This is a genomic window from Brevibacterium sp. OS20, assembly GCF_056837565.1.
Window position 1 is genome coordinate 3,610,261 of record NZ_CM166367.1, and the last position, 20,077, is coordinate 3,630,337.

At 65.8% G+C, this 20,077-nt stretch carries 15 protein-coding genes and 1 riboswitch; of the genes, 5 read left to right on the forward strand and 10 right to left on the reverse strand.

Annotation, left to right across the window (positions count from 1 at the left end):
- Positions 1-39 precede the first annotated feature (39 nt).
- Entirely contained in the window at positions 40-897 is an 858-nt protein-coding gene (locus ACVZTU_RS16155) for an ATP-binding cassette domain-containing protein (protein ID WP_458311607.1), read from the reverse strand.
- Positions 898-1,275: 378 nt separating this feature from the next.
- Between ACVZTU_RS16155 and ACVZTU_RS16160 the strand changes: the two genes are divergently transcribed.
- Positions 1,276-2,355 carry a tellurite resistance/C4-dicarboxylate transporter family protein gene (locus tag ACVZTU_RS16160; protein WP_482400838.1) on the forward strand — a complete coding sequence of 360 codons (1,080 nt, stop codon included), beginning with the start codon at positions 1,276-1,278 and terminating at the stop codon, positions 2,353-2,355.
- 194 nt (positions 2,356-2,549) lie between these two features.
- On the opposite strand, the gene ACVZTU_RS16165 is transcribed toward ACVZTU_RS16160, so the two are convergent.
- The 3 genes from ACVZTU_RS16165 to ACVZTU_RS16175 form a co-directional block, all read right to left on the reverse strand.
- Positions 2,550-3,116: a DUF805 domain-containing protein gene (locus tag ACVZTU_RS16165; RefSeq protein WP_172171800.1), complete on the reverse strand. Its 567-nt coding sequence runs from the start codon at positions 3,114-3,116 to the stop codon at positions 2,550-2,552.
- Between the two features lie 295 nt (positions 3,117-3,411).
- Positions 3,412-4,725, reverse strand: coding sequence for an MFS transporter (locus tag ACVZTU_RS16170; RefSeq protein ID WP_482400839.1), 1,314 nt, complete (start codon positions 4,723-4,725; stop codon positions 3,412-3,414).
- An 89-nt stretch (positions 4,726-4,814) separates the two neighbouring features.
- The gene (locus tag ACVZTU_RS16175) at positions 4,815-5,303 is read right to left on the reverse strand and encodes a MarR family winged helix-turn-helix transcriptional regulator (RefSeq protein WP_139467898.1); all 489 of its coding nucleotides are present in this window, start codon (positions 5,301-5,303) and stop codon (positions 4,815-4,817) included.
- A gap of 201 nt (positions 5,304-5,504) precedes the next feature.
- Positions 5,505-5,633, forward strand: a riboswitch (FMN riboswitch).
- Between the two features lie 114 nt (positions 5,634-5,747).
- On the opposite strand from ACVZTU_RS16175, the gene ribD reads away from it, so the two are divergent.
- From ribD to ribH, 4 genes are all read left to right on the forward strand, one after another.
- Positions 5,748-6,842, forward strand: a complete 1,095-nt coding sequence (ribD, locus tag ACVZTU_RS16180) for a bifunctional diaminohydroxyphosphoribosylaminopyrimidine deaminase/5-amino-6-(5-phosphoribosylamino)uracil reductase RibD (protein ID WP_482400840.1) — start codon at positions 5,748-5,750, stop codon at positions 6,840-6,842.
- A 53-nt stretch (positions 6,843-6,895) separates the two neighbouring features.
- The gene (locus ACVZTU_RS16185; RefSeq protein WP_482400841.1) at positions 6,896-7,543 is read left to right on the forward strand and encodes a riboflavin synthase; all 648 of its coding nucleotides are present in this window, start codon (positions 6,896-6,898) and stop codon (positions 7,541-7,543) included.
- On the forward strand, positions 7,536-8,918 hold the full coding sequence (ribA, locus tag ACVZTU_RS16190) for a GTP cyclohydrolase II (RefSeq protein WP_482400842.1): 1,383 nt from the start codon (positions 7,536-7,538) through the stop codon (positions 8,916-8,918). Before ACVZTU_RS16185 ends, ribA begins: the two co-directional genes overlap by 8 nt.
- 61 nt (positions 8,919-8,979) lie before the next feature.
- Positions 8,980-9,450: a 6,7-dimethyl-8-ribityllumazine synthase gene (ribH, locus tag ACVZTU_RS16195; protein WP_482400843.1), complete on the forward strand. Its 471-nt coding sequence runs from the start codon at positions 8,980-8,982 to the stop codon at positions 9,448-9,450.
- Positions 9,451-9,655: 205 nt separating this feature from the next.
- Here the strand turns inward: ribH and poxB are convergent, their stop codons facing one another.
- The 6 genes from poxB to ACVZTU_RS16225 form a co-directional block, all read right to left on the reverse strand.
- Positions 9,656-11,371 (reverse strand): ubiquinone-dependent pyruvate dehydrogenase, encoded by a 1,716-nt coding sequence (gene poxB, locus ACVZTU_RS16200; RefSeq protein WP_181272405.1) that lies wholly within the window; start codon positions 11,369-11,371, stop codon positions 9,656-9,658.
- A 342-nt stretch (positions 11,372-11,713) separates the two neighbouring features.
- The gene (locus ACVZTU_RS16205; RefSeq protein ID WP_482400844.1) at positions 11,714-12,880 is read right to left on the reverse strand and encodes an MFS transporter; all 1,167 of its coding nucleotides are present in this window, start codon (positions 12,878-12,880) and stop codon (positions 11,714-11,716) included.
- Positions 12,867-14,225, reverse strand: coding sequence for a Wadjet anti-phage system protein JetD domain-containing protein (locus ACVZTU_RS16210; RefSeq protein ID WP_482400845.1), 1,359 nt, complete (start codon positions 14,223-14,225; stop codon positions 12,867-12,869). The genes ACVZTU_RS16205 and ACVZTU_RS16210 overlap by 14 nt, the downstream gene beginning before the upstream one ends.
- On the reverse strand, positions 14,222-17,800 hold the full coding sequence (locus tag ACVZTU_RS16215; RefSeq protein WP_482400846.1) for an ATP-binding protein: 3,579 nt from the start codon (positions 17,798-17,800) through the stop codon (positions 14,222-14,224). Before ACVZTU_RS16215 ends, ACVZTU_RS16210 begins: the two co-directional genes overlap by 4 nt.
- Positions 17,797-18,600 carry a DUF4194 domain-containing protein gene (locus ACVZTU_RS16220; RefSeq protein WP_376904671.1) on the reverse strand — a complete coding sequence of 268 codons (804 nt, stop codon included), beginning with the start codon at positions 18,598-18,600 and terminating at the stop codon, positions 17,797-17,799. Before ACVZTU_RS16220 ends, ACVZTU_RS16215 begins: the two co-directional genes overlap by 4 nt.
- The gene (locus tag ACVZTU_RS16225) at positions 18,597-20,060 is read right to left on the reverse strand and encodes a DUF3375 domain-containing protein (protein ID WP_482400847.1); all 1,464 of its coding nucleotides are present in this window, start codon (positions 20,058-20,060) and stop codon (positions 18,597-18,599) included. Before ACVZTU_RS16225 ends, ACVZTU_RS16220 begins: the two co-directional genes overlap by 4 nt.
- Positions 20,061-20,077 lie beyond the last annotated feature (17 nt).

Here is a 20,077-nt window from a genome sequence, read left to right on the forward strand (position 1 = left end):
CGGGAATCTCCTCGGATTCGTATACGTGGGGCAGGCAGTTCAGTGTTTGGACCCGCGATGAGCGGGAGGGTGGGGCGGCAGTTCGAGTTCGACCAGCGACGGCTCCGCGCGGAAGCCGAGCGATCTGGTGGCGATGTCGAGTTCGCTCGAGTCCTCGCAGGAGACGATGACCGTGAGCGGGTTCTCGGGATCCCGTGATCTGCGCAGCTGCTGGTAGATGAGGATCCCGGCCCAAGCACGGGCTCGGTCGGCGGATTCGCGCAGGTAGTCGATGTTGTCGATGACGACGACGGGTGGGCGGCTGAGGCTCGCCAGCCCGAATTCGAGGAAGAATTTCTGCAGCTCACTCAGCTCGGAGACGAATACCTCTCCGTCATCGTCGATGAGGAAGTCCGCGCGCTGGGCGTCCTGCTTCGAGAACGTCCCCGGCGGGAGTTCGTCAATGATCTCCGTAGCCGTGGTGAAGGTGTCCCGGATGAGACCGATGACCTCACGCAGGGTCGATTTCGACGCCCACGGCTTGTACCAGGGCTGGAGCATGATCTGTCGTTCGGCGACGTGCTGCGCAACCGTGAAATCGTCCTCAAGGTCCGTCAGCCCGCCGATATGTCCGACCGCAACCTGCCCGCGCACGTTGCGGGCCTGCTTGCGGATATCGATATCGCCGAGGCGGCCCTCCCCCGCGGAGACCCGCATCCTTCCAGCCAAGGACAGGAGGAGAGAGGTCTTCCCGCTGCCGGCGGGACCACGGACGACAGCGATGGCACCGGTCGGCACCTCGAGGTCGATATCGGTGAACACATCGCCCTGTTTGCCGGACAGCGACCAACCGTGCAGCGCGACCGCTGGCGCGTCGATGTCGGTGTCCTCGGCGAGAGTGTCCGTTGTGCTCTCCATAGCCATCGCTCCCAATCGTCTGTGCCCTCGTCGATCCGGTCAGTGCCGGATAATTCTGCTGCGCGCAGGTGACTGCAGACTACGCCACCACCGGCACGTGAGGTTGTGGAGCGGGCGATTCCACGCGAAGTTACCCATTGGTAACACCAGTGAATTCTCTCATGAAAATGACGCGAGAGTGACTCGAGAAGACCCAGATGTCACGAATTGCACATCGATTCGCTGGACAGAGGCCATCGGGCGGACTCTCGGGTGGCCTCTCGGTGGGGACCGCGGAACGGTTCAGGAGGGCGGGACTGCAACGCGGTTTCAGGGGTGGGGTCGTACTATCGAAGACGTCGATGTCCCTCGACACACGACGACGAGAATGAGGAGCGGATGAGCACGGCCGATCGCAACCTCACCGGACTGCACAGACGGTGGGGGCTGAGCCCTTCGACGCTGGCTCCCGGATGTTTCGCCTCGGTGATGGCGACCGGCATCGTGTCGATCGGTGCCGAGCTCAAAGAGCTGCACTCGCTGTCAGTGGGTCTGTTCTGGATCGCCGTCGCTCTGTATGTGTTCTTCACCGTACTCACCGTGGTGCGGATCCTCCGATATCCAGAAGCTGTTCGCGCCGACCTGCATGATCCCTCCCGGGCGTTCGGGTTCTTCACCGCTGTGGCAGGCACGAATGTCCTGGCGACGGGGCTCGTCGGTTTCGGCTTGATCCCGCTGGCCCTCGCCTTCTTCGCTCTCGGCGGTCTGCTCTGGCTGGTGCTCGGGTACGGGATTCCCTTCACCGCGATCCTCGGGTCGAGCACACGGCCGGTATCTGCAGGGGTGAACGGCACGTGGCTTGTGTGGGCGGTGGCCGCTCAGTCAGTGGCGGTGGTCGCCGCGAGCCTGGGGATCGAGCTTCCGAACACCGCATATCTCGAGCCCGGTCTGGTCGCATTCCTCGCGCTCGCGGCGGTGGTCATGTGGGCGGTTGGACTGGCGCTCTACGTCGTCTGCGTGATTGCGATCGGCGTGCGCGTGCTTCGGCATCGGTTCGGGCCCAAGGACCTCGATGCTCCGTATTGGGTGACGATGGGGGCACTGGCAATCACGATCGTTGCGGGTTCCCGGATTCTCGATCTCGGCGACGCTCCCCTGCTCGAAGCGACACGTGTACTGGTCGGCGCCTCCTCGGCGCTGCTGTGGGCGATCGTCACGTGGCTCGTCCCGGCGCTCGTCGCCGCAGGAGCCTGGAGGCATGCCGTCCACCGGGTGCCGATGACCTATTCGGCCGGGCTGTGGAGCATGGTGTTCCCAGTCGGCATGTACGCCGTGGCGAGCATCTACCTGGGCCGGTCGGATCATGTGCCGGCGATCGAATGGATCGGGCTCCACTGGTACTGGATCGCACTGACCGTCTGGGCGATCGTCTTCGTCACCATGGTCACGTCATTCGTCAGAACCCTCCGCAGTCGCTGACCGCTCGGACCTCCTCGGCGGGGTCTTCGCAATGCGCCCTCCCAACAGCACAACGCCCCGCCAGTGGCTTCTCGCACCATTGCAATGGTGCGAGATGACACTGACGGGGCGTTATGGTTGCGCAGCTGTGTTACGTGTCAGCAACTAGACGTGATGCTCCGCCCGAGCACAGGCGCCGCAGTCAGACCTCGAAATCAGACGTCGAAGCGCTGACCCTCGGGCTTGGGCGGCATGATCTCCATAACGAGCACAACGATTCCGCCGATAGAGGTCAGGGTAAGCAGGTAGAAGAGGCCGGAGAAGCCTGCATCGTGGAGGCGGCGCCAGGAGACAGCGATCGACGGCACGATCGTGGCCAGGACAAACACGCCGAGAAGGACCCCTCCGATGCCCATCAGTGCAATGCCACCGCCCGAGGGCGCCCCGCCCCCGTAGGGATCGGCAGAAGCAGACGCCGCCATCATCACCGCTCCGATGATGACAAGAATGTAGGGCACCAGCGCAACGAGAACGCAGAACAGCGTCGCCCACCAGAACTCGCTGCGCGAGGCCCGCCCGCTGAACTTCGCGTAGTTCTTGAAGAAGCGCTTGACGGCCTGGCCGAAGGAAGCGCCGTAGAGCGGCAGTGAGAGGTCATCGGGGCTGGCGGCACCGCGTGGCGCTCCACCGAAGCCCTGCCCTCCATAGCCCTGGCCGGCGGCACCGGGAGCTCCTTGACCGGGTGCGCCGGAGTTGTATGCTGCATTCGCGTCGTAGGACATGATGACCTTCATTTGTAGGTGACGTTTCCGATCGCGCTCCGACGTCGATGGGCCGAAAATGCTCAGCCGATCTTCAGGAAGCGCGCACTCTATTCTGCACCAGGCATTCCATCGATCATGTGTCGAACCGGTTTCAGATCTGCAACACAGCGCATGATTCACTCATTTGTCATGGTCCGGACACGGAAACGGCGCCCGAGGAATGATTCCTCGGACGCCGTGATCCGCGAGCCGCTGCCGCTTCGAAAAGGCTCGACCTCGTCGACGATCAGCACTGCCTGCAGGCGAGTTCGCCTCAGGCGTCGCCTCCGGTGAGGGCATAAGCCTCGTCGACCGACGACTCATCGATATGCCCGTCGACGCGACGCAGCTTCTTCCAGCCGAGCGAGATGACGACGACCGACAGCAGCACGGCCCCCGCACCGAAGAGGTACGGAGAACCCGCACTGATGGATTCCGATACCGCACCGGCGACGATCGGCGCCACGGCACCGCCGATGAAACGCACACCCGAATAGGTCCCCGAGGCGACCGGACGTGGCAGGTCGCTGACCTCCATCGCCGATTCGGTGAACACCGTGTTGAGCACGCCCAGAAGCATGCCGGCCACGATGATGCAGACGATGATTCCGGCCAGCGACTCGACGAGGAAGGACATGACACCCAGCAGCACGGCCAGTGCGACCAGAGTGACGATGAGGCTGCGACGACGCCCGATCCGCTTGGTCAGCACGGGAGCGCCGAACACCGAGGTGATCGCCACGCAGATGCCCCAACCGAAGAAGACGTAGCCGAGGCCCATGGCCCCGAAGTCCTCCATGCCCATCTTCGCGGCGGCAGCCTCGACGGGGAACGGGCTGTAGGCCAGCAGAATGAAGAAGCCGAAGTTGTAGAGCAGAGCGGAGACGCCGAGGATGGCGACACCCGGACGGGCGAGTGCACGGAACGTAGCGCTGAGCTTGATCGGCTCCGCCGAGGCCCCATTCGAGCTCGTTCCTCCCGGCAGCAGCACAACGATGGCGATGAAGCCGATGGCCATGAGGACTGCGGTGCCGAAGAACGGTCCGCGCCAGGAGATGCCGCCGAGCAGTCCGCCGAGCAGCGGGCCGGTGGCGATGCCGACGCCGAGAGCCGCCTCGTAGAGGATGATAGCCTTCTCAGCACCACCGGACGCGGCACCGACGATCGTCGACAGAGCGGTGGAGATGAACAGCGCGTTGCCCAGCCCCCAACCGGCACGGAAACCGATGATCTGGTCGACGGAACCGGAGAATCCAGCCAGAGCCGCGAACGCGACGATGAGCACGAGACCGATGAGCAGCGTGGTCTTCGCACCGATGCGCGAAGACAGGAAGCTCGTGAAGAACATCATTCCGCCGGTGATGAACAGGTAGCTGGTGAACAGCAGCATCGATTGGGCGGGGGTGGCGTCAAGCTCGGCCGAGATGGCCGGCAGGATCGGATCGACCAGGCCGATGCCCATGAAGGCGATGACCGCGGCGAACGCGACCGCCCAGACGGCACGCGGCTGGCGAAGGATCGACGCTCCCGCCCCGGAATCGCCGGGTGTTTCGTCCCCTGTTGTTTCGTTGTCTGCTGACGCTCTCATCTGCTGGTCGCGTCTCCTTTCCTATGGTGCGTTCCGCTTGCGAAGTCCGATTCGGAAGCGTGGTTGAAAAACTGAGGTGTGTGCTGCGGCTAGCCCGCGGCCGAATCGGAGTCCGATTCGTCGGCGGGTTCGTCGACGCCGTCGACCGGGTGGCGGTCCTTGAGGAAGTCCGAGACCAGTCCGAGCGCACGATCGACGCTCTGCCTCTCCTCGACGCTCAGCGACTCGAAGTAGGGCTGCATCTGCTCGATCATGATCGACCGGTTCTCCGCCAGCCTCGCCCGTCCGGCTTCGGTGAGAGAGAACTGCGACGCCCGGCCGTCCGTGGGACTGGGTTCGCGCACGACGAGTCCGGCTTCTTCGAGTTTGGCGAGGAGTTTCGTCGCCGCGGGCTGAGAGCTCAGATATCCTTGCGCGAAATGGCCCACCCGCACGGGCTGATACTGCTCGACGACTGCGAGCGCACGCAGCGCCGCCAGCGAGTTCTCATTGCCGATCACTCGTCGAAACGCTCTGGTCAGGCGCGACGAGACGACAACGAGCCGCGACACGAGTTCAGCCGAATCCACATCATCCATAACTTATTTATATACCCAGGTTATGCAATTCGGCAAATCATGGTCACCGCGAGCGCCTTCGCGTCGCTCGCGAACGCCGGCCCGCCCGGACCACGGAGACACTCCACCCCATCCGCACGGAAAACCGCTCCCACCCCGCCCAGATGTCACCATGTGACGGACCTCACGGCCGCCTCGGTGATGGTCATGCTACTCTGGCCTCACATGTTCCGGGGACGGTGAAATTCCGTACCGGCGGTCATAGTCCGCGAGCCGCTCGCATTCGTGCAGGCGGTTGATTCGGTGAAATTCCGAAACCGACAGTCAGAGTCTGGATGGGAGGAGCATGGTGGCCTCGGCCGCTGTGTCTGGTGCAATCGACCGCACCGTCGCACGCGACTGAGACGCCCTGATGGTTGCACCCGCAATATCCTCCCTCCCGGCGAAGGCTCGGGAGGTTTTTTCATGGGCGCGCAGTCAGGCGACGCAGCGGAATTCACGGACCTCGAATCCGCGGCGATGACCGCTGCCCTCAATGCGGCCCGCGAAGGTGTTCGCGGAGCGAATCCGCTGGTGGGCGCGGCAATCCTGACAGCCGACGGCCAGATCGTCACCGGTCACCACGGAGGTGCGGGCACTCCCCACGCCGAGGTGGACGCGATCACCACCGCCCACGACCTCGACATCGATCTGACCACCTCGACGCTGTTCGTCACGCTCGAGCCCTGCGCCCACCACGGCCGGACCGGCCCCTGCACCGAGGCGATCATCAACGCTGCGATCCCCTCCGTCGTCTTCGCCTCCCCCGACCCGAACCCCCTGGCCGCGGGCGGTGGACAGACCCTCGCCGAGGCGGGGCTGACGGTCCGTTCGGGACTGCACGAAGACGACTCCCGCGCACTCAATGCCCGCTGGGTCCGGTCGACGGCCGAGGCCCGCCCGTTCGTCTCGGCGAAGATCGCACAGAGCCTCGACGGGGCCGTCGCCGCCGCCGATGGAACCAGTCAGTGGATCACCTCCGCGGAGTCTCGCGCACACGCTCACGAGGTCCGGGCCCGAGTCGACGCCATCCTCGTCGGCACCGGCACCGCCGTGGCCGACGATCCGCGTCTCAATGCCCGCGGCCCGGACGGAATCTCACTCGACGACCAGCCGCGGCCCGTCGTGCTCGGCACCTCGGAACTGCCGGTCACATCGTTTCTCGCCCTCAATCCGAACACTCTGCAGCTGCGCACCCACGATGTCCGTACGGCCTTGGACGAACTGTACGCCGCCGGAGTGCGCCACCTCCTCGTCGAAGGCGGGCCGACGGTGCTGGGCGCGTTCTTCTCCGCGGGGATCGTCGACGAGGTCTTCTGCTATCAGGCTCCGGTGCTCATCGGACCCGGCCGCAGCAGCGTCGACGGCTTGGACATCGGCACCCTGTCCGAGGCGCTGCAGCTGATCCCCGACGACACGGAGACACCGGCGGTGTCACGGCTCGGCCCGGACTTCCTGCTGCACTTCACAACTGCGGATCCGGAACCTACCGAAACCGGCTCCCCCGAACCAGGTACGTAGCCGCCGCACTCCCCCAACCACCACCGACCACCGCCTGAAGAATCTGGAGTCACATGTTCACCGGAATCATCGAAGAACTCGGCACCGTCGAGTCCATCGAGCACACGAACGATTCGGCCGCGATCACCATCGACGCCGGCCCCCTCGTCGCCGACCTCGACCTCGGCGGCTCGCTGTCCGTCAACGGAGTCTGCCTGACTTCGACGAGGCAGCCCACCGAGCAGCGTCCCGGCCTATTCACCGCCGAGGTCATGGGCGAGACCCTGCGCCTGACCGGGCTCGGCTCCTTGGTCACGGGCGACCGCGTCAACCTGGAACGCTGCACGCCCGCCTCGGGGCGCTTCGACGGGCATGTCGTCCAAGGACACGTCGACGGACGCGGCGAACTCCTCAACCGCATCGACCGACCCGACTGGTCGACCCTGCGCATCGGGATCCCGAACGACCTCGCACCGCTGACCGCGATCAAGGGGTCGATCGCGCTCAATGGTGTGTCGCTGACGCTGACGGCCGTGTCCGAACCGAGCGCACCCTCGGCGTGGGTGGAGGTCGGCCTCATTCCAGCCACCCTGGCACACACGACGTTCGGCGAGCTGCCGGTAGGCGCGGCCGTGAACGTCGAGGTCGACGTGCTCGCGAAGTACACCGCACGCCTCCTGTCCTTCCGCACCGCCACCCAGCAAGGAGTCGATCATGACTGATCCCATCGCTCACGCCAGCCGCCTCGATCCCATAGACGCGGCCATCGCAGCCGTCGCCGCCGGCCGACCCATCCTCGTCGTCGATGATGAGGACCGGGAGAACGAGGGCGACCTCATCATGGCCGCCGAGTTCGCCGACCCCACGACGATGGGCTTCTTCGTCCGGCACACCTCGGGCGTCATCTGCGCACCGATGACCGCCGACCGAGCCGCGTCCCTGCGTCTGCCGCCGATGGTCACCGACAACGAGGATCCGAAGGGCACCGCCTACACGGTCAGCTGCGACGCGGTCGGGGTGACCACGGGCATCAGCGCCGCCGAACGCGCCGAGACCGGTCGAGTCCTCGCCGCCGGTCCGGATCCGACTGCGATCTCGCGGCCCGGCCACATCTTCCCGCTCATCGCCAAGGACGGCGGGGTCCGCGAACGTCCAGGTCACACCGAGGCCGGAGTCGAGTTCGCGCGCCTGGCCGGTGCTCAGCCGGTGGCGATGATCGCCGAGGTGGTCCACGACGACGGTTCGATGATGCGCTTCGACGCGGTGCGCGACTTCGCCGACGCCCACGACCTCGTCATGGTCTCGATCGAACAGCTCATCGCCTACCTCGAGCTGCGTGACGCGGATGAGTCGAACGACTCCGCGGCGTCCGTGTCTTCGCCTTCGGACGATTCCCGCACTGAGGCGGCCGCCTCGGTGAACATCGCCGGTGCCCCTGGTGGGGACGAATCGGTTGAGGCGACCGCGGAGGTGGCTCTGCCGTCGGAGCACGGCAGCCTGCGGGCCCGCGCGTTCACGATCAACGGACATGACCACCTCGGCGTGTTTGCGGGGTCCCCGGATTCCGACTCAGCGGGTCCGGCACCTCTCGTGCGGCTGCATTCGGAGTGCCTGACCGGGGACGTCTTCGGTTCGCACCGGTGTGACTGCGGTGAGCAGCTCGACCTGGCGCTCGGCCTCATCGCCGAACACGGCGGGGCGGTGCTCTACCTGACCGGGCACGAGGGTCGCGGAATCGGGCTGAGCAACAAGCTGCGCGCGTACGCCCTGCAGGATCAGGGGCGGGACACCGTGGATGCGAACCGGGACCTCGGGTTCACCGACGACGCCCGCGACTACCGTGCCGCGGCGACGATCCTGCGCTCGCTCGGGTTGACTCGCATCCGCCTGCTCACGAACAACCCGGCGAAGACCTCGGCTCTCGAAGAGCTGGGCATCACGGTCGACGCTGTGGTTCCGCTCGAGGTCGCGGCGCGGCCAGAGAACACGCACTACCTGGCCACGAAGCGCGAACGTATGCACCATGTGCTCTCGCTGCCGGAGGTCACGGGCACATCCGGCACTGGCGCGGGCACAGCCGGGGCCGTCGCCAGCTGAATCTCGGCCCCACACAGACACGAACCAGGCTCTGCGGAGCCTTCGAACAAAGGACACAATCATGGCTCATTCCGGAGCACCAGAACTCACCGTCGACGCCGCTGACCTGCGCGTCGCCGTCGTCGCCGCCTCCTGGCACACCCAGATCATGGACGGACTCGTCGACGGGGCCCAACGCGCCGCCGCCGAGGCCGGAGCCGAAGCCACACTCATCCGTGTGCCCGGCAGCTTCGAACTGCCCGTCGCCGCAGCTCGTTTGGCACCGCACTTCGACGCGGTCGTCGCTCTCGGAGTCGTCATCCGCGGCGGCACCCCGCACTTCGACTACGTCTGCCAAGCCGCCACCGACGGCCTCAACCGGGTCGCCATCGACTCCGGCAAGCCGGTCGGCTTCGGCGTCCTGACCTGCGACACCGAACAGCAGGGACTCGACCGTGCCGGGCTCGAGGGCTCGGTCGAGGACAAGGGACATGAGGCGATGACCGCCGCTCTCGTCACCGTTCAGGCCCTGGCGCCGTACCCTCAGATCTGAGCAGGGCTGAGTGGCGGGGGCCTCCTCGGGCGAGCGGGTCGGCCGACCCCAGCTTCCTCAGACCGATCGGACAGCAGAACCTGCTTCCCCAAAAGATAAGTGTGCGCAGATTGCCCATTTGGGTGTCCCAAGTGGCAATCTGCGCACACTTATCGTGCTGTGCGGCAGGTTGCGCCGGCGGCGCAGGCCCGCGACCTGACTCAGCTCAGAAGAGCTGGCGGATGTTCGTCCGGGCGAGGTCGATGAGTTCGTCGCCCTTGCCCGAGAGCACCGTGCGGATCGCGTAGAGAGCGAAGCCCTTGGCCTGCTCGACGGTGATCGACGGCGGCATCGACAGCTCCTGGCGTTCGGTGACGACATCGAGGACCGCAGGCCCCGGGTAGGCGAGGAATTCCTTGACGACCTTCGGCAGGTCCTTGGACTTCTCGACACGGAATCCCTTGATCCCGACCGCCTCGGCGATGGTGGAGAAGTCGGGGTTGTCGAGGTCCGTTCCGAACGTGACGAAACCGGCCGCCTTCATCTCGAGCTCGACGAAGTTGAGCGAGGAGTTGTTGTACACGACCGTCTTGACCGGCAGCTTGTTCTGCGTGAGCGTGATGAGCTCACCGAGCAGCATGGCCAGTCCGCCGTCACCGGCGAGCGCGATGGTCTGCCGGTCCTCGAACGCCGACTGCACGCCGACGCTCTGGGACAGGGCGTTGGCCATCGATCCGTGGCTGAAGGATCCGATGAGGCGGCGCTTGCCGTTCATCGTCAGGTAGCGGGCCGCCCACACCACGGGTGATCCGACGTCGGGGATGAAGACGGCGTCGTCATCGGCCATCTCGTCGAGGAGCCGGGTCAGGTACTGCGGGTGGATCGTCCGCTTCGACGGTGTGGCCAGCTCGTCGAGGTCCTTGCGCGTCCTCTGATAGTGCTTGGTCAGGGACTTCAGATGCGTGCTGCTGCGGTTGGCCTTGATCTTCGGCAGCAGCGCCTCGACGGTGTCGGCGACCGTTCCGACGAGCGGAATGTCGACCTTCGTGCGCCGTCCGATCTGGGACCCGCGCACATCGACTTGGATGACGGTCGCGTCCTCGGGGTAGAACTGCTGGTAGGGCAGATCGGTACCGAGCATGAGCAGAGTGTCGCAGTCCTTGAGCGCGGCGTAGCCGGAGGAGAATCCGAGCAGACCGGTCATGCCTACGTCGTAGGGATTGTCGGGTTCGACGAATTCCTTGCCGCGCATCGTATGGACGATCGGGGCCTGGAGCTTCTCGGCGATGGCGAGCAGCTCATCATAGGCGCCCTCGGTGCCTGCGCCAGCGAGGATCGTCGTCTTCTTGCCCTTGTTGAGCGCCTTGGCAGCGGCTTCGATCTGGGAATCCGCAGGGATCATGTGCGACGGGTAGGCCCGGACCTCCTCGGCGGCGGCATCGATGTCGGCCAGGCCGACGTCACCGGGAATGACGAGCACGGCCACGCCGCGCTTCTCGATGGCTTCTCGCATGGCGATGCGCAGCAGGCGGGGCATCTGCTCAGCCGAGGAGACGTTCTCGACGTAGACGCTGCAATCGCGGAACAGCTCGGTCGGGTGGGTCTCCTGGAAGTAGTTCGAGCCGATTTCATCGCTGGGGATCTGGGCAGCGATGGCCAGCACGGGAACTCGCGAACGCTGGGCGTCGAAGAGACCGTTGATGAGGTGGAGGTTGCCGGGTCCGCAGCTGCCGGCGCAGACCGCGAGCTCACCGGTCAGGGCGGCCTCGCCGCTGGCGGCGAAGGAAGCGGCCTCCTCGTGGCGGACGTGAACCCATTCGAGTTGCGGGTTCACGCGGAGGGCATCGGTGAATCCGTTGAGCGAATCTCCCGGGATGCCGTAGACGCGCTTGACTCCGCTCGCGACGAGGGTATCGACGATGTTTCTGGCGACGGTGGGCATTGACTTCCTTCCGTTGAACCATGGCACCGGGGTGCATTCACAGCCCCGGCAGGGGCGGCCCCACGCTTGGGGCCTTGACCGCGCTTTCAGTCTAGTCCCGAAGTCCACCAGGGCGGCTGTCCGATTCCTCACCCTCGGATGCAGGAATAACCTCGCCGAGGCGGCGCTGACGGATGGGTTCGCATGCACGGAATCCTCCGACGAGGTGCTTGCCGTGAGGTTCGCAGAAGCGCCCAAATGATGTGTCAAGCAATTTGCCACATCTTCGAAACGTGTAAAAAAATCGCCGATTTCTTTACACGTTTCTCTGCCCGTAGAGTGTGCCCCTCACCGAGGCGGCGCTCACGTCCGCGCCGACAGCAGGGTCGCCAGGGTGAGCAGCCCGGCCATGGCCACCGCCATCATCGGGTACCCGCCGAGCACCCCGGCCAACGCGGGGCCGGCGACCGGCGCGAGCGCCGTGCCTGCGGTGATCGGGGCGACGAAGACGCCGTTGACGGCCCCGAAATTCTTCGTTCCCCACCGGTCGGACACCGCCGTGGCCTGCAGCAATGTCATGCAGCCGCGCACACCGCCGCCGAGCATGGCAATGCCGATGAGCAGCCAGATCGGGCTGGGAACCAGGGCGAGCAGCCACAGTCCGACAGCGCCCGAGGCGAAGAGGATGACTGTCCGCGCCCGTGTCGACGAGTGCCGTTCCAGACTCGGGTAGCCAAACCGTCCGGCCACCTGACCGAAGCCGACGAGGCCGAGGGCGATGGCCGCCAGACTGTAGTCGGCACCGCGTTCGATGATGAGCGGGATGATGTTGATCGTCACCGCGAAGAGGGTGAACGTCGCGATCGCGACGGCGATCTGCAGGGTGATGAAACGCGGGTGACGAGTGACTTGGCGCAGCTCGGCCCGGCTCGGCTTCACCGCGGATGCGGCCGCCTCGTCGGTCCAGGTGCGGTTGAGGAAGAACAGGTGCATCGGCAGCGCGAGGACGGCGAGCAATCCGGCGAGCACACCGTAGGTTCCCCGCCAACCGAGGCTGTCGATGAGCCAGGCGATGATCGGGGCGAAGACCGTCGAGGCGAGCCCGCCGACGAGCGTGATCGTCGTCAGGGGCTTCGTCCGCTCCGCCCCGTACCAGCGGGTGATGACGGCGAAAGCCGGCGGGTAGAGCGTCGCTGCCTGCGCGAACCCGGCGAGGATCCAGGCGGCGAAGAACACCACGAGGTTCGGCGCGACCGCGACGAGTCCGAGTGCGACAACTCCGATGGCCGTACCCGCACCCATGATCAGCTGCGGACCGTGCCGGTCGAGGAGGCGCCCGACGCTGGGTCCCATGAGCGCTGAGACGATGAGTCCGACGGTCAGCGCCGCCGTCACCGTCGTGTGGCTCCACCCCATATCGTCAGAGATCGGGGTGACCGCCACCGGCAGGGAGTAGTAGAGCAGACCCCAGCACACGAGTTCGGCGACGCAGAGAGCGGCCAGTCCCCCGCGCGGCTTATCGGTCGTCATCGGGACCCTCGCCGAGGCGGTGCTCCGTTCCCACGCCACGACCTGTTCCTTCGCCGAGGTGACCCGAGGTCTCCCCCTCGGCCGCGGTCCGCAGCCGGTTCAGAGCCGTCTCCCACGGGATGCGTTCCTGTTCGAGCCGGACGCCTCCTTCGGCGCGGATCCGTTCGAGGGCACGTGCTTCGGTGCCGGTGAGATGCGCGAAAGTGCCGATGCTCGGCTTCGGTTCCGGTACCCAGAGATCCTGGTGCGCGAGCAGAGTTGCTTCGTCCATGAGCACGGATTCGACCTCCGGCAGGTGGCTGCGCAGGCGGTTGAGGATCGCGAAACCATGGGAGTCGAGGTCGCCCCAATAGATCACGCGCGCACCGGCGATCCAGTCCAATCGAGCGACCCCGTCGACGGCATAGCCGGAGCCGTGTACGGCCACGGCACCCGGCCAATCCGGCATGGCGAGCACGGATTCGAGGTTCTCGAAGACGAAGACCAGCCTCGGCGATATGGGCAGTCGACCGAATTGGGAGATCGGAGCGGTCACATCGTCGAGGTACACGGCTGGAGCGCTGTTCGAAGCACGGTCGCCAGTGGCTGCGGAATCAGCAGCGGCGATCAGAGTCCCGTCGAGGATACGCAGCCGCAGTCGCGGTTCGGCGTCGAGGACGGTCACCGCATCGGCATGGCCGATCCCTCCGAGCAGGGCGGTGACGAGGCTGCGGTGGGTCTCAAACCACTTCGAGTCCACCCCGCGGATGGGCAGCTGCCTGGGTCGCAGCGATCCGAGCGGATGGGTGCACAGCCAGTCGACGACGTCGACGACAGTAACGAACGCAGTGTCGGACAAGGAGAGGATCCGTTTCGACTGGGAACGTATCGCTGCGGCAAGGGAGCCCCCGTCCGAGCTGACCTCCGCGTCCGCGTCGCGAGTCGCCGCGATGCCGTTCGATACGGACCCGAGTCGCTGCCGGATGCTGACGGCACGGTCTCGCAGCCTCCGCCATTCTCGAGCGGTGTCGCCGCCGACGAAAGCGGCCACTGCATCAGGGGTCAGCAGTCGCAGTCGGACCGGAACGCGTTGACTGCCGACGCGGACCCAGCTGCGCTCTTCCCAATCGATCTCGAACTCTGCAGGTGCGCCCGCGGCTGCCCCCGCAAGCTCCCGGAACGCCCGCCAACTGCCGGCCCAGTCGGCGGCAGCAGCCTGATCGGAGAGCACCTGCTGTTCCGTCGGCGATTTGAGGGCGATCTCGATTCGCACCTCCTCGACCTGTTCCGCCGCCCAGGCAGCCATAGACGCAGCCAGGCGCTTGCGCGCCTTGTCCCGAGCCTCGGCGACGGAGAGCATCGTCATCGGGCGTCCGACTCCTCGAACTCAAGCTCGACTTCACCGGCCACACGGATGCTGTCGGAGCCGGCCGCCTTCTCAGACCCATCTGCCCCACCGGCACCGTCCGATCCCTCAGCTTCCGTGGCCGCTCCGGCGCCGCTCGATTCTTCGCCAGCGCCAGCGACTGACTCCGACTCCGATACTGACTCCGAGACCGACTCAGCTCCAGCCCCGTCCAGCTCCGTCTCGTCCCACACCATCGTCGAGGTCAGGGTCTTCTGCCGACTCGGATTCTCGATCGAGGTCGCCGCACCCACATAGGGTTCGATCGTCTGCAGCAGCTTCTGCGGAGTCGCCAGCACCATGTGGAAGCCGAACTCGATGAAGATGTCCAAGGCCATACGCGTATACCGCGTATCCGCTTTGTCGAAGGCCTCGTCGAGGATGATCGTGCCGTACTTCGAGATCGCCTCATCCGGGTCGGCGAGCTGATAGCGCAGCGCTGCCGCCAGGCAGAAGATCACGAGCTTCTGCTGCTGACCACCGGACATCGCCGCACCCGAATCGTAGGTGGCATGTGCACGACCATGGTCGTCGATCTCCTCGGCGAGGAAGCTCACGTGCAGGCGTGTGTCCAGGCACTGAGTCTTCCAGACCTTGTCGACGTGCTCGCTGGATGAGAATCGGCGCATCACCTCGGCGAGGGTGTCGTACTTCTTCTCCGCGGTCTCCATATCGTCCTCACCCCAGCTGCCGCTTGCCACGAGGCGGAGATCGGCGATGAAGGCGTTGACTGTCTCGGACCGCCGGGTCTTGACCTTCAGCCGCAGGTACCGGTCCTCGTCAAACTGCGACCGCAGCAAGGAGGAGTTGATCGGCGCGACCCGATCCTCGATCTCACGCGGAGCGGCATGGATCTCGTTGAGGAGTTCGCCGATGAGATCCCGGGACCGCTGCTGCAGCAGATCCCGGAAACGGTTCTCATGATCGGGCAAGCCGTGCGCGAGGATCTCATCGAGCATCGACAGGTAGGCGCGCCGATCATCGACTTCCGCCGTGAGCTGGGACGATACCGATGGCCATGCGGCCTTGAACTCGGCAGCCAACCGTGTCACGGACTGCCCCGACCGACTTGCATCGGCTTGCGCCCGGTCCTTCTCCTCCTGCAGCACCTGCGAGACCTGCTGGCCCACCTCGGCGAGGTTCTCCCGCTTGATGCTGCGTTGGATCTTCCGGAACCGTTCGTCCAATTGTTCGCCGAGGTGGCCCTCGACTTCCGCCACCCGACCTGAGTTGACGTCGTCCTCGATCCGGGTCAGGTTCGAGCGCAGACCCGTCGATTCCTCGTTCGCCCGGCGAAGGGCATAGTCGGCTTCGTTCTTCGCTGTCTCGGCCGCGTCCTTGACCGCCTTGGCTTCGCGTTCGGCGCCGATCGCCTGCTGCAGGTCGCCGTCGGCATCTTCGAGTTCGGCCAGCTGCCGCTCGAGAGTCGCGACCTTCTCGGCCGCTCCGTCTCGGTCGACGTCGCGCCAGGACTGTTCGCGAATACCGGCGAGGATGCCGCGGCGACGGTGGGCCTGTGCGGTTTCGGCGTCGGCCGCCGCGACCACCTGTTCGGCCGCGGCCAGTTCCGACTGAGCCTCCTTGAGGGATTCGACGAGGGCTTCGAGTTTCGCTTCGCGGTCGCCGAGGACCCATTGGCTGCGATCGTCGATGGCCCGCCGGTCGTCCTTCTCGTACCGGGTGCGTGAGGTCTTGACCTGGCCCTTGACGGTGACGGCGCGCGGATGGTCGTCGAGTTCGTCCGGGTGGTCGACACAGGCGAAGTCGAAGCGTTCGGACAAGGTGGTCCGGACCCAGTCGCCGAAACCGGTGTCGCTGACATTCACCTTGTTGACCAGCGACTTCTCACTGCCCACGGGGCGGGGGCTCGGCACTGAACGCGGGATCTCCTCGAAGACGAGGCGTCCGCGGATGCGGTGGGAATCCACCCAGGTGCGCACGGCTGAGAGGTTCTCAGAACGGACGAGGACGGTCAGTGCCATGGGCCGCAGCACCCTCTCGATGGCACCCGTCCACCGGGCCTCGTCGGGGTCGACTTCGATGAGTTCGGCCGCGAACGGCAGCGCCTTCTCGCTCAGTCCGGTGCCGGCGGCGAGCTCGGATCTGATCGTCATGAGGTTGTTCGGCACGGTCGATCCGGACCGCCGCAGGGATTCGATCTCCCCTTCGAGTTCGCGGACCTTCGCCCGCGCCTGGGAGAACCGGTCGTGATCGGCGTGGCTGGGTCCGGCGACCTGCGTGTCGTCGTCGAGGCTGGAGGCGATCTGGGCCTGCAGTTCGGCGAACTCGGCGGCCGTGGTCGGGGCATGCTCGATGCCGGCCTGCTCAAGCTGGCGAGCCAGCCCAGACCAACGTTCGGCGATGGCGCGGCGTTCGGTTTCGGCGGTGTCGATGCGCTGCTGAAGGTGTTCGGCCTCGGACCCGCCGAGTTCCAAAGTGGCCCGTCGGGCCAAGTCGTACTCGTCGACTGCGGCGTCGAAGTCACGTTTGGCGCGGTCGGCGGTGACTTCGAGTTCGACGATCTGTCTGGTCAGCGCCGAGAGGTCGGCGCGGAGGATATCGAGCTCGCGCCGCTTCTGGTACGGCAGCAGAGCTTCGCTGAGCGCGATCGACTTCGCGGCGATGTCGTTGGCAGTCTCGAAACGGGAGGCGGCTTCGCGCAGCTGCAGCAGATGATCGCGCTGTTTGCGCAGTTCGACGACATGGTCATGAGCGTCCTTGAGATCACCGAACTGGGCGACGGCAGTCTCGGCGAGATCGAAGGTCACCGGACTTTCGAGCATATGGTCTCGGAAGAGCCGGTCGAGGCTGTCCAGGCTCTTCGCCGACTGTGTCTTGTGCAGCAGCTGGAGTGCGGACTCGTCGGCCATGCCGAAGGTCTTGCGCATCCGTGCATAGAACTTCCCGTGGTGGCCGTTCGAGGTGACCACCGCATCAGGATGGTCGGCCTTGAGTTTGCGGGCCTCGAGTCCGGAGCGCGCATAGTGCTGCAGGTCGGAGAGGTCGAGGTCCGCGCGCTCGAGGACACAGGCGTCGGAGAGATCCGTCGTTTTCGTGCCCGAACCCTTGATGAAGAAGAGTCGGGCCAACGACAGGGGCTTGTCGCTGCCGTTGTCGTAGCGGAGGATGATTCCGCTCCAGGTTGCGCGCGGACGCAGATATTTGCTGACGACCCGGTCCTCTTCGGAATCCGCGGTGCGAGTCCAGGCCCCGCGGACGTAGCTGACGAGGCTGCGCTGGTCGAGGCGAGCGCCCGCGGTCTGAGCGGCGACGTTGAAGCGCAGCCACTTGTCCGGGGTGAGCACAGCGGCGATTCCGTCGAGGAGGGAGGACTTGCCCGAGCCCGAGGGCCCGGTGATGAGGTGGCCCTTGTGGGAGACGGGGATGCGGTGGATGTCGGCATCGAAGGTGCCCCAGTTCGCGATCTGGATCTCGCTCAGGCGCCACTGACTGCCGACGTCGGGTCGGTTCGCTCCGCGAGCACGCGCCTGGTCGGCGACGAACGCCGCGTCGAGCGGGAAGAGTGCCTCTGTCACGCTTCGTCCTCCTCGGTGTCGGCGTCGATGTCGGTATCGGATGCGTCGGTGTCGGTGTTGTCCACGACCGCCTCGGCGATGGAGTCCTCACCGTCATCAGACTCTCCGTCATTGATCTCACCGGCATCGGCTTCACCGGCGGCGATGCGTTCGTAGACGGCGATGAGCTCGCGCACGCGGTCCTCGTCGATGAGGAACTTCACCATGGGAGAGATCTCGAAGCGGTCTTCACCGGCTTTGTGGAGCACACGCAGTCGGTTGCTCATCCGCGACCACGCGCCGTTGAGATTGCGCTGGAAGGTCGATTCGTCCCCTGTGCGGTAGATCGCGAGTCGTTCATAGACCTCTTCGCGATCGACGATGACACGCTTCTCCCCCGGCGCGGCCAACAGCAGCTGCCGGAGCACCAGCAGCATAGCCGTGTCGAGGAAGGTGAGTCGTTCGCTGCGCACCGCGGCGGGCGCGTCGATCTCGTCGGTGACGATCTTGCGGGTGAATGCGAATTCGTCGACCCGGTCGATGACGAGGTCGAGGAACAGGTCGTGCAGGCGGGAACGGACGAGGCCCTCGTCCGCGACGAGAGCGGCCCACAGCTGCGGGGCCTGCGTCCCGGACACATACGGCCCTTTGAGCAGTTCGAGCAGCACTCGGCGAGTGCGCTCTCCCAGCGTTCCGGTGTCACCGGACCACAGACCGCTGGGGTTGTGGCCGAGGTCGTCTGCGGAGTCGGTGGATTCCATCGCCGAGGCGACCCCCACCTCGGCGGGAGCTGTGTCGTTGTCGTGGTGGGTGGGGCTCATAGGGTGATGCCTTCGGTGAAGTAGTGGCGGCGGATCGCGGCGGTGCGGACGATGCCGTCGATACCGGCCCAGGTGAGGATTTCGCGGTTGCCGACATCGACGTGGCCATAGGTGCTGGCCAGGGACAACAGGCCGACGACGCTGGCCAGTCCCTGTGTGGCGGGGAAGGTTTCGAGCACCTCCGCGACGGAGGCTTCGTGGGCGGAAGTGACGACGGAGTTGATGTTCTCGGTGAGTTCGGCGAAGTCGATCTCGGATTCGCGGGCGACTGCGATGAGTTCGGCGAAGTCGATCTCGGAGTCCGTGGCCTCGCCGAGTTCCGCTCCGGCGTCGAACTCCTCGGGGTCGTGGAGGATGACCTCGCCGACGCTGCCGAGTGAGACGCTGGAGAGTTCGAGGTCGATGCCGATCTCGTCGTAGGGTTTGAGTTCCTGCGACACGGGCGCGGCCGCGGCGAGACCCTCCTGGAGGAGAGTGCGCATGACGCGGTCGCGTTGGAATTCGTGGGAGTGGACGTAGCGGCGCAGTCCACGGGCGAACTCGGTGAGGATGTCCGAAACCTCGTGGGATCCGTCCTTCATCTGGCGCATCAGGGTGCGCAGGGAACGGCGGGTGGCCAGAGAGAGGGTAGCGGAGAAGTCCCGGTCGAGGATGGCGGCGATGTCGTCGTCGAAGGCCGCGGACTGTTCGGGGTCGCGGACGAGGGCGGAGAACGCCGAGAACGTCCGACCTTCGTCGGAGGACTCGATGAGGTCGACGCCGCGGAACACTTCGTCGAGTACTTTGGACTGGGAGTCCTCGGCGGCGAGGATCGAGACCCGCAGTTCCTGATTGAGTTCTTCGAAGCGTGCGCGCACGCGGGCGAAGTCGGCGGGCAGTCCCTGCGCCTGCTGGAGGATGTCGGAGACGCGTTCGTTGGCTCGCCGCCTGTCGAGGACGACGGAGCGCGGATCGCCGCGGCGCACACGGGCGATCTCGGCGTCGATGCGTTCGCGTTCGGCGCGTAAGGAGGCGAGGCGGCGAGAGCTGTCCGGGTCGGTGTCGATGGCCAGCTGTCGCACGGATTGGGCGAGACTGACCAGCCGGGATTCGGTGGCGGTCTGTGGTGGGGTGCGCAGCTGCTCGAGCATGCGGATGGCATCGAAGCCGGCGGCGGAGAGTTCGTAGGTTTCGCCTCTGGCGGCGGTGGCGGGACGGCGGACGAGGATTTCGGCGCGACGCCAGTCATCGCAGTAGGCCTTCGCCGTCCGAAGCGAGAGGTCGAAGTGGTCGCGCAGCTCCTCGAGGTCGGCATCGATGCTTTCGTGCAGATCCTCGGTATTCATCCTGGTGCCGGGCTTGCCGAGATGAGCGTCGAGGGTTCCGGCCATGACAGCGAGGTTGTCGGCCCGGAGCATGCGCAGAGTGGCATTCGATTCGAGCAGTCGCCGGTAGGCGAGCGCGGATGACAGGGCGGACATAGGAACTATTCTCTGCG

Bases quoted from the DNA above. Each gene is read 5' to 3' on its own strand.
- ribD (WP_482400840.1), top strand. From the start codon at position 5,748: ATGGGCGCGCAGTCAGGCGACGCAGCGGAATTCACGGACCTCGAATCC.
- ACVZTU_RS16210 (WP_482400845.1), bottom strand. From the start codon at position 14,225: ATGACGATGCTCTCCGTCGCCGAGGCTCGGGACAAGGCGCGCAAGCGC.
- poxB (WP_181272405.1), bottom strand. From the start codon at position 11,371: ATGCCCACCGTCGCCAGAAACATCGTCGATACCCTCGTCGCGAGCGGA.
- ACVZTU_RS16165 (WP_172171800.1), bottom strand. From the start codon at position 3,116: ATGTCCTACGACGCGAATGCAGCATACAACTCCGGCGCACCCGGTCAA.
- ACVZTU_RS16170 (WP_482400839.1), bottom strand. From the start codon at position 4,725: ATGAGAGCGTCAGCAGACAACGAAACAACAGGGGACGAAACACCCGGC.
- ACVZTU_RS16175 (WP_139467898.1), bottom strand. From the start codon at position 5,303: ATGGATGATGTGGATTCGGCTGAACTCGTGTCGCGGCTCGTTGTCGTC.
- ACVZTU_RS16220 (WP_376904671.1), bottom strand. From the start codon at position 18,600: ATGAGCCCCACCCACCACGACAACGACACAGCTCCCGCCGAGGTGGGG.
- ACVZTU_RS16225 (WP_482400847.1), bottom strand. From the start codon at position 20,060: ATGTCCGCCCTGTCATCCGCGCTCGCCTACCGGCGACTGCTCGAATCG.
- ACVZTU_RS16205 (WP_482400844.1), bottom strand. From the start codon at position 12,880: ATGACGACCGATAAGCCGCGCGGGGGACTGGCCGCTCTCTGCGTCGCC.
- ACVZTU_RS16155 (WP_458311607.1), bottom strand. From the start codon at position 897: ATGGAGAGCACAACGGACACTCTCGCCGAGGACACCGACATCGACGCG.
- ACVZTU_RS16185 (WP_482400841.1), top strand. From the start codon at position 6,896: ATGTTCACCGGAATCATCGAAGAACTCGGCACCGTCGAGTCCATCGAG.
- ACVZTU_RS16160 (WP_482400838.1), top strand. From the start codon at position 1,276: ATGAGCACGGCCGATCGCAACCTCACCGGACTGCACAGACGGTGGGGG.
- ribH (WP_482400843.1), top strand. From the start codon at position 8,980: ATGGCTCATTCCGGAGCACCAGAACTCACCGTCGACGCCGCTGACCTG.
- ribA (WP_482400842.1), top strand. From the start codon at position 7,536: ATGACTGATCCCATCGCTCACGCCAGCCGCCTCGATCCCATAGACGCG.